This window comes from Caulobacter sp. B11 (assembly GCF_002737765.1).
In the GTDB taxonomy this organism is placed as follows: Bacteria; Pseudomonadota; Alphaproteobacteria; order Caulobacterales; family Caulobacteraceae; genus Caulobacter.
Window position 1 is genome coordinate 1 of the sequence record NZ_PEGG01000048.1, and the last position, 8,549, is coordinate 8,549.

Sequence of the window (8,549 nt, forward strand, 5' to 3'; positions counted from 1 at the left end):
CGCCGCGATCATGAACAAGACCACCAAGCCCACGGGTGCGGAGGATGTCAGCTATTCGGAGCTGCTCAACCGGATCGACAGCGGTCAGGTCAAGAAGGCCGTGATCAATGGCTCGGTGGTCAAGATCGAGGATCAAGCCAACAAGTCCTACAGCGTCAACGCCCCCAACAATACCGAAGAGCTGCTCAAGCGCCTCGAGGCCCGCCGGGCCGAGATCGTGATCCAGGGCGGCGGCGTCAGCCTGATCGCCATCCTGATCAACATGCTGCCGATGCTAGTCCTGCTGGGCGTGTGGATCTTCATCATGCGGCAGATGCAGGGCGGCACCAAGGGCGCCATGGGCTTTGGCAAGTCCAAGGCCCGCCTGCTGACCGAAAACAAGAACCGCATCACCTTCGAGGACGTCGCCGGCGTCGACGAGGCCAAGGACGAACTGCAGGAGGTCGTCGACTTCCTGAAGGACCCGGCCAAGTTCCAGCGCCTGGGCGGCAAGATTCCCAAGGGCGCCCTGTTGGTCGGCCCTCCGGGCACAGGCAAGACCCTGATCGCCCGCGCCGTCGCGGGTGAGGCGGGCGTGCCGTTCTTCACCATCTCGGGCTCCGACTTCGTGGAAATGTTCGTCGGCGTCGGCGCCAGCCGGGTGCGCGACATGTTCGAGCAGGCCAAGAAGAACGCTCCCTGCATCATCTTCATCGATGAAATCGACGCCGTCGGTCGCCATCGCGGCGCCGGCCTGGGCGGCGGCAATGACGAGCGTGAACAGACCCTCAACCAGCTGCTGGTCGAGATGGACGGCTTCGAGGCCAATGAAGGCATCATCCTGATCGCCGCCACCAACCGTCCCGACGTGCTCGACCCCGCCCTGCTGCGTCCGGGCCGCTTCGACCGTCAGGTCGTGGTGCCCAATCCCGACGTGGCCGGCCGCGAGAAGATCATCCGCGTGCACATGAAGAACGTGCCCCTGGCCGCCGATGTCGACGTCAAGACCTTGGCCCGCGGCACCCCCGGCTTCTCGGGCGCCGACCTGGCCAACCTGGTCAACGAGGCCGCCCTGACCGCCGCCCGCAAGGACCGGCGCATGGTCACCATGCATGACTTCGAATACGCCAAGGACAAGGTCATGATGGGCGCCGAGCGACGCTCGATGGCCATGAGCGAGGAAGAAAAGAAGCTCACGGCCTATCACGAGGGCGGCCACGCCCTGGTGGCCCTCAACGTCCCCGTCGCCGACCCGGTGCACAAGGCCACCATCGTGCCGCGCGGCCGGGCCCTGGGCATGGTCATGCAGCTTCCCGAGGGCGACCGCTACTCGATGAGCTTCGACATGATGACCTCGCGCCTGGCCATCATGATGGCCGGCCGGGTGGCCGAGGAGCTGATCTTCGGCAAGGAAAAGATCACCTCGGGCGCCTCGAGCGACATCAGCGCCGCCACCAACCTGGCCCGCAACATGGTCACCCGCTGGGGCTTCTCCGAAAAGCTCGGCACGGTGGCCTATGGCGACAACCAGGAAGAGGTGTTCCTGGGCCATTCTGTGGCCCGCACCCAGAACGTCTCGGCCGAAACCATGATGACCATCGACGCCGAGGTCCGTCGCCTGGTCAAGGGCGGCGAGGATGAAGCCCGCCGCATCATCACCGAGAAGCTGGACGGACTGCATGCCGTGGCCAAGGCGCTGCTCGAGTTCGAGACCCTCAGCGGCGACGAGATCATCGGCGTCATGAAGGGCGTGCAGCCGACCCGCGTCGAGGACAAGAACAATAAGATCCAGACCGGGCCCGTGGCCTCGGTGCCCGTGTCCTCGGCGGGCGTCACCGCCTAGGGATCTCTGTCCAACCCCGTCCGGTCCGACCGCCATGGTCGGATCGGACGCCGGGTCCTTTGGTCGCGATGAAGGGGCGAAGCCCCTAGCGCCGGGCCGCCCCGCTCAACATCCGCAGGGCCGCCAGGCTGCCGAACGCGATCGCCGTCAGACAGATCACGAACATGCCGGGCCCCCGGCCGACGGCGGCCACGAGGGTGACCAGGGCCCGAGGCTCCAGGCGAGGGTCACGAGGCGGCCTCGCCAACTGGTCAGCGGACGCCGGGTCCAAACACGCTGGATCAACCTGAAGCCGTAAGCCACGCCGCAACCCTCGACCGACCCCACCTCACGTGTAGGTGCGGCAAACGGTCGCGTCTAGGACGAAAAACGACCGTTTCAGCTACGTTTGCGGGCGCGTGGCGTGATGGTCACGGTCATCAGCCGGCCGCCGCGGATCAGAACGAAGGCCACGGCCTTGCCGATGCTGTGATGATCAAGGGCCCGCAGCAGATCGTCCAGACCGGTCAGGGGCGCGCCGTCGGCGCTGATCAGCAGATCGCCTTCCAGCACACCGGCCTTGGCGGCCGGGCCGCCGGCGTCGACCTGGGCGACGAACACCGCATAGACCTGCTTGACCCCGTTGGCCTTGGCCAGGCTGGGCGGGATCGGGGCCTGCTGGGCGATCAGCCCGATCGAGCCGCGCGTCACATGACCGTGCTTGCGCAGTTCGGCGACCACGAAGCTGGCGGTATTGGAGGCCACGGCGAAGCACAGGCCCTGATAGCCGGCGATCACCGCCGTGGCGATGCCGATGACCTCGCCCGACGAACTGACCAGGGGCCCGCCGCTATTGCCGGGATTGAGGGCCGCGTCGGTCTGGATCAGGTCTTCGATCAGGCGCCCGCGCTCGCCCCGCAGGCTGCGGCCCAGGGCCGAGACGACCCCGGTGGTCACCGTGGCCTCAAAACCCAGGGGCGCGCCGATGGCGATGACCAGCTGCCCGCGTCGCAGGGCCTTGGAATCCCCCAGCCGGGCGACCGGGATATGGGTGCGCTGATCGACCTGCAGCAGGGCCAAATCGGTATCGGGATCGTCACCGATGCACCGGGCGGTCAGGCTGCGGCCCTCGGCGGTGATCACCACGAAGCGGCTGGCCCCCTGGACGACGTGGCTGTTGGTCAGGATCAGGCCGTTCTCGGCGATCGCGAAGCCGGAGCCGACGCCCTGCATGCGCGGATCATCCAGCATCGGATGGATGCGCACCACACACGGCCCCACCACCTCGACGGCGCGGACCACGGCGTTTGAATAGGCGTCCAGCAGGATGCCGTCGACGGCGACGCCGCCGGCCTGGGGCAGGTCGCCCGGATCGAAGACAAACTGGGCCTCGTCCGGATAGTACAGGATCTCATGGGCGCGCGCGGGCCGCGGCTTGCGAGCCTTGGCGAACAATCGATACTTCCGTGCCTTCATGCCCTGGCCCCCGCCTCTGTTCAGGAAGGTTAACAGCAGGAGCGTCCAGGCCGCTAGGGGGCGCAACCGCCGAGCGACGCTTTGAGTCCGGCGACGCGGGCCCAGAGGTGCGGGTCATCGATCCGGTCATAGGGGAAGTACGACTTGCGCGGCCGGCCCGCGAGGACCGCGTCCCAGGCCTCGACATACTCGCCATAGCCTTCGGGGCTGAGGCTGTAGAGGTGCTTCCAGATCTCGATATTGGTCGAGCCGAGCCCCTCGGACGCCAAGCGCCGCGCCGCGCCCGGCTTGGGGCCGTGGAAATGGATGATCTGGGCGTCGGGATTGGCCCCCCAGTAAGGCTTCCAGTTCAGGCTGCGATCCATGGGCGTGTAACGCCCGGCGCAGAACACTCGCAGCACCTCCTGGTCCAGTCCCAGGTCAAGATTGGCGCGGGTGAAGGCGACCAGGGCGTCATATTCGGCTCGCATGCCGGCGACATTGATCAGCATGACGCCCGAGTTCATATCCTCCGACGTATTGGTCGAGGACTGAGATGAGGCCGAAAACAGCTGAGGCCTCGAGGCCGCGCCAAAATCCAGCCGTCGATTGAACAGCACGTCGCAGTCCGTATAGAGGGCGAACTCCCCATCGTCGATCAGGGCGATCTCGAAGCGCAGGAACGCGCCGCTGGCGATGTTCACATAGCCGGGACTATTGGCGCCGTAAGTCTCGAGCGCGTCATAGAAGCTGACACGGCGGTGAAATCACCGTCACCCCCAACCCCCGAAGTTCGTCCAGGAACGGGTTCTCACCACCATCGTAGAGCAGGTGCGGCTTCAGGTCGGTGCTGCCGATGGCCGAGCGCACCGCGACGCGAATCATGTCGCGCCATTCGTGCTCGGGCCGATCGATGGAGCTCTCGCTGATCGCGAAGTACCAGTTCATGACGGCCAGCTCCCGGTATCCAAAGGATACACTTCGACCTGCGCCCAGCAACAGTCCCTCCGGACTCAAGGCCCGGAGGAGTCGCTCGCCCTAGCCCAGCTTGGCTAGGTCTTCGTCGCTGATCTCTTCGTTCGAATAGACGTTCTGAACATCGTCATCGTCGTTGAGCATGTCGAGCAGCTTCATCAGGGTGGCCACCGAGTCGCCGGTCACCGGAACCTGCATCTTGGGACGCCAGGCGATCTTGGTGTTCGACGCCGGGCCGAAGCGGGCTTCCAGGGCGGCGGCCACTTCATTGAGGCTCTCGAAGGCGGTGTAGACCGTGTGGCCCTCGCCCTCCTCGTCCATGTCCGACTCGACGTCGTCGGCGCCGGCCTCGATGGCGGCTTCCATCATGGCGTCTTCGCTGGCGGCCTTGGCCGGATAGCCGATCTGGCCGACATGCTCGAAGTTGAAGGTCACCGAATTGGTGGCCCCCATGTTGCCGCCCAGCTTGGTGAAATAGGAGCGGACATTGGCGGCGGCGCGGTTCTTGTTGTCGGTCAGCACCTCGACGATGATCCCGACCCCGCCAGCGGCGACGCCCTCGTAGCGGATTTCCGAATAGTCGGCCGCGTCGCCCATCTGCGATTTCTTGATCGCGCGGTCGATAACGTCCTTGGGCAGGCTCTCGGCCTTGGCGTTATTGACCGCCAGGCGCAGGCGCGGGTTCATGTTCGGGTCGGGCACGCCGGACTTGGCCGCCACGGTGATTTCCCGCGACAGCTTGGAGAACAGCTTGGAACGCGCGGCGTCGGCGCGGCCCTTGCGGTGCATGATGTTCTTGAATTTCGAGTGGCCGGCCATTCGGAGGCTCTTCTCTGGTCTGATGATGGAGTTTGGGCGCGCTTCTAGCCTCTGGAGCGGGGTTTTGTCACCCGGCTTTGATCTAGAGCAACGCCGGAACCCCCAAGCGGGCGAATGGTTAAGGTCTCGCCAGACCCGTGACGGCCTCTCCGGGCGTCGCTTTCGGTCGGTTGGTTCTAGGAGCCTAACCCATGCGCAAACTGATCCTTCTCGCCCTCGGCGCGGCGCTGCTCGCCAGCGCGCCGCTGGCCGCGTCCGCCCAAGGCGCCCCGCATAGCGGCCCGCCGGGCGACCGCCACAACGCCCCCCAGACCGACCATCGTCCCGGCATGGGTCAGCCCGACAACCATCCGGGCATGAACAATCAGGGCATGCATCAGGACCGCTACGGTCAGTGGAATATGGGCTGGGGTCACCGTCCGCCGGCTCCGCCCAAGCACTTCCGGCGCCATGGCAACTGGTACCAGCACGTCCATGCCTGCAGCGTGCGCTACCGCTCCTACAATCCGCGCACCGACCTCTACACCGTCCGCCGCGGCGTAAAGGCCCGCTGCCGCCTGTAGACCGCCTCTGACAGTCGCCCGGCGCCCGGTCAGGCGTCGGGCGTCCGCAGGACCTGCAGCAACGCCTCGGCTCGACCGTCGAACAGGCGGTCGAGCAGGTCCTGAACCTCGCCCGCGACATAGGTCTCGCGATCGATCAGGGCCCGATACAGCTGGCGGCCGTCGATCTTTTCCGAGCGCACCGCCTGCTTGTGGATCAGCCGGTTGAGCAGGGTCTTGATCGTGGCGTCGGCCCATTTCTGGTCGGCCTTGACCGCATCAACCAGCGAGGCCGCCGACAGCGCGCCGTGCCGCCACAGCGCGGCCAAAACCGCGCTCTCGGCCTCGGTGACGTGAATCCGGCTCAGGACTTCAGCACCGCGCGATCGATGCGCGCCTCCACCGCCCAGTGGCCGATGACCGCCACGGCTCCGGCCAGCATCCCCAGGCCGATCAGCGAGACGGCCTCGGCGATGCCGGGCGCCATGACCTTGAGGGTCACAGGATGGGAGACGTTGGCGATGCCTATGGCCATGCTCAGGCCGTTATAGGCGCCCCCAAGCAGGCCGATCAGCGGGCCGCCCAACCGCAAGCCCGACAGGAAGGCCGAGCCGCCCGACAGCCGGGGTCCAGACATCAGCTTGCGGACGCAGACGATGATGGCGGCGATCGTCGACCCGATCAGGACGATCATCAGCAGTTGCGCGAAGGGCGCGGCGTTCAGAAAGATGTCGCGCGGCCTCAGCGGCTCAGCCACCGCCACGGCGGGCGCGACAAGGGCCAGAAAGGTCATCGGGTAGAGGATCTTGGACAGTTGGCTCATGCGTCGCCCCTTCGAATTACGTTTGTAATACGATAAAACTACGCACGTAATATCAGGAGTCAAGCCTGCTCTCCTTGTCCCTCTGTCGGAGGGAGAGGGACTAGACGATCGGCACGGTCGGCTGCAGGCGTCCCCCGACACGGATCGGCTCGACCCGCGTCGCCAGGCCGGTCCGGTCGTCGGTCTCGACGAACACGCCGCACACCGTGGCCGGGCCCGAGGCGGGAGTATAGCGCCCGCCGCTGATCTTGGTGGTGAAGCGGCGCAGGGGCTCGTCCTTCTGGTTGCCGATGACGCTGTCATAGTCGGCGCAGGCCCCGGCGTCGGTCTGATAGGCGGTGCCGCCGTTGAGGATCTGGGCGTCGGCCGTCGGCACATGGGTATGGGTGCCGACCACCAGGGAGGCGCGGCCGTCGCAATAGTGCCCCATGGCCATCTTCTCGGACGTGGCCTCGCAGTGCATGTCGACCACCACCGCGTCGGCGACCTGGCCCAGGGGAGCCTTGTCCAGTTCGCGGTCGGCGGCGGCGAAGGGGTCGTCCATGGCGTCCATGTGGACACGGCCCAGCAGGTTGATGACCATGATGGTGCGTCCCCGCTCGGTCTGGAACAGGTGGCTGCCCCGGCCGGGGGCGTCCGACAGGATCGGGTAGTTGGCCGGTCGGATCAGTCGCGGCTCGCGGACGATGTAGGTCAGGGCTTCGCGCTGGTCCCAGCTGTGATTGCCCAGGGTCAGGCAGTCGGCCCCGGCCTCGAACAGTTCGCGGGCGGTATTTTCGGTAATGCCGAAGCCGGCGGCGGCGTTCTCGGCATTGACGATCACGAACTCCAGATCGAGATCGCGACGCAGGGCGGGCAGGTGGTCGGCCAGGCCGTCGCGGCCGGACTTGCCGACGACGTCCCGAAGAAAGCAAAGCGCATGCGGAATTAGTCCTTTCGGACCGCGATATACTCGGTTTCCGTCAGGATGGCGTCCAATCGTTGATCATGGTCCTCGACGGGCAGGTTTTGCGTCTCCTGGCCGGCATAGGCCAGGCCCAGGACAAAGACCGGGCGCCGGGCCCGCAGCATCGCCAGCACCCGATCGTAATAGCCGCCGCCCTGCCCCAGTCGCACGCCGTGGCGGTCGAAGGCCAGGGACGGCACGACCACCAGGTCGGGGATCAGAACGGGCTGGTCGGCGGCCGGCGCGACCAGCCCGAGGGAGTCACGCTCCAGGGGGTCGCCCGGCGTCCATCGGCGAAACACCATGCGACCCTGGCGGCCCTCGACGCTCGGCAAGGCCAGGGTCCAGCCCTGGCTGGCCAGCCAGCCGGCGAGATGACCGGTGGCGATCTCCGACCCCATGCCGAAATAGAGCGCCGCCACCTTGCCGGCGGGTTCGGGGAATCGCTGGGTCAGCGGCTCGCGGGCGACATCCACCACCCGCCAGTCGGCCTGGGGATGCTCAAGCGCCAGCTGTTTGCGGCGATTGCGGACGAAGACGCGCAAGGCGACCTTGGCGGTGACAGGATCGATGAGGCTCAAGAGGCGTTCGACGCCCTATAGGTCAGGGCCACGACAGCGAGGAAGAACGCAATCAGGCCGATCTCGGCCCAGCCGCGCGTGGCCTCGGGAACGAAGCTCACCCCGATCAGGGCGACGAGGAACAGGAGCGTGGCCAGCCAACCCTGCCAGCCCGTGGGCTGAGCGCCCCACCCAAAGGTCTTGGGCCCAAACCAGCCGCGTTTCATAACCGCCTCGGCGATCAGCAGGAAGACAGGTGGCGGCGCCGTGAAGAACCGTGAAGACGTTTCAATCCACTCGAACCTGGTTGACAGGTGGGCGCCGTGTTCCCGCAGCACGGCCACGGAGGGAACAGCTCCCTAGAGAGAGATTACGGTCCCTGGGAATAGAAATCTTCGACGAGGGCCACAGCAGACCCCGCCACCGAGGAAGATAGGCGCTCGCGAGGCGGAACGCCAGTGCGTGGTGACGCGGCCCGCGCTTTGGGTCCTTGCGTCTATCGCAAGGAAAGCCCGGCCCGCCGCGAAGTCGCCGACTCGACCATAGGCCGGCGCACCTCGTCGCCGTTGCGACCGGCGATGAGAAACTCGATCACCAGGGCTTCGCGCGGATCCAGGCGCGAGATCCA

11 protein-coding genes and 1 pseudogene are annotated in these 8,549 nt (G+C 66.5%); 2 read left to right on the forward strand and 10 right to left on the reverse strand.

The window, feature by feature from the left end:
• The first annotated feature begins 7 nt into the window (after positions 1 to 7).
• On the forward strand, positions 8 to 1,822 hold the full coding sequence (gene ftsH / locus CSW58_RS03285) for an ATP-dependent zinc metalloprotease FtsH (protein WP_236627626.1): 1,815 nt from the start codon (positions 8 to 10) through the stop codon (positions 1,820 to 1,822).
• Between the two features lie 85 nt (positions 1,823 to 1,907).
• On the opposite strand, the gene CSW58_RS14740 is transcribed toward ftsH, so the two are convergent.
• From CSW58_RS14740 to CSW58_RS03310, 5 genes are all read right to left on the reverse strand, one after another.
• Entirely contained in the window at positions 1,908 to 2,069 is a 162-nt protein-coding gene (locus CSW58_RS14740) for a hypothetical protein (RefSeq protein ID WP_236627624.1), read from the reverse strand.
• Positions 2,070 to 2,200: 131 nt separating this feature from the next.
• The gene (locus CSW58_RS03295) at positions 2,201 to 3,277 is read right to left on the reverse strand and encodes a S1C family serine protease (protein WP_099446292.1); all 1,077 of its coding nucleotides are present in this window, start codon (positions 3,275 to 3,277) and stop codon (positions 2,201 to 2,203) included.
• Positions 3,278 to 3,330: 53 nt separating this feature from the next.
• A complete protein-coding gene (locus tag CSW58_RS03300; protein WP_099446293.1) occupies positions 3,331 to 3,960 on the reverse strand; it encodes a hypothetical protein in 630 nt (209 codons plus the stop codon).
• 37 nt (positions 3,961 to 3,997) lie between these two features.
• Positions 3,998 to 4,204, reverse strand: a complete 207-nt coding sequence (locus tag CSW58_RS03305; RefSeq protein WP_099446294.1) for a hypothetical protein — start codon at positions 4,202 to 4,204, stop codon at positions 3,998 to 4,000.
• A gap of 90 nt (positions 4,205 to 4,294) precedes the next feature.
• Positions 4,295 to 5,050, reverse strand: a complete 756-nt coding sequence (locus CSW58_RS03310) for a YebC/PmpR family DNA-binding transcriptional regulator (RefSeq protein ID WP_099446295.1) — start codon at positions 5,048 to 5,050, stop codon at positions 4,295 to 4,297.
• A gap of 191 nt (positions 5,051 to 5,241) precedes the next feature.
• On the opposite strand from CSW58_RS03310, the gene CSW58_RS03315 reads away from it, so the two are divergent.
• Positions 5,242 to 5,613 carry a BA14K family protein gene (locus CSW58_RS03315; RefSeq protein ID WP_099446296.1) on the forward strand — a complete coding sequence of 124 codons (372 nt, stop codon included), beginning with the start codon at positions 5,242 to 5,244 and terminating at the stop codon, positions 5,611 to 5,613.
• A gap of 29 nt (positions 5,614 to 5,642) precedes the next feature.
• Here the strand turns inward: CSW58_RS03315 and CSW58_RS03320 are convergent, their stop codons facing one another.
• The 5 genes and pseudogenes from CSW58_RS03320 to CSW58_RS03340 all read right to left on the reverse strand — a co-directional run bounded on the left by CSW58_RS03320 (position 5,643) and on the right by CSW58_RS03340 (position 8,265).
• Positions 5,643 to 6,002: a BlaI/MecI/CopY family transcriptional regulator gene (locus CSW58_RS03320; protein ID WP_099446297.1), complete on the reverse strand. Its 360-nt coding sequence runs from the start codon at positions 6,000 to 6,002 to the stop codon at positions 5,643 to 5,645.
• A complete protein-coding gene (locus CSW58_RS03325; RefSeq protein WP_099446298.1) occupies positions 5,957 to 6,415 on the reverse strand; it encodes a hypothetical protein in 459 nt (152 codons plus the stop codon). Before CSW58_RS03325 ends, CSW58_RS03320 begins: the two co-directional genes overlap by 46 nt.
• A 100-nt stretch (positions 6,416 to 6,515) precedes the next feature.
• Positions 6,516 to 7,336: pseudogene (locus CSW58_RS03330) on the reverse strand (YmdB family metallophosphoesterase).
• A 6-nt stretch (positions 7,337 to 7,342) separates the two neighbouring features.
• The gene (locus CSW58_RS03335) at positions 7,343 to 7,942 is read right to left on the reverse strand and encodes a 5-formyltetrahydrofolate cyclo-ligase (protein WP_099446300.1); all 600 of its coding nucleotides are present in this window, start codon (positions 7,940 to 7,942) and stop codon (positions 7,343 to 7,345) included.
• Positions 7,939 to 8,265 carry a hypothetical protein gene (locus CSW58_RS03340; protein ID WP_099446301.1) on the reverse strand — a complete coding sequence of 109 codons (327 nt, stop codon included), beginning with the start codon at positions 8,263 to 8,265 and terminating at the stop codon, positions 7,939 to 7,941. Before CSW58_RS03340 ends, CSW58_RS03335 begins: the two co-directional genes overlap by 4 nt.
• Between the last annotated feature and the right edge of the window lie 284 nt (positions 8,266 to 8,549).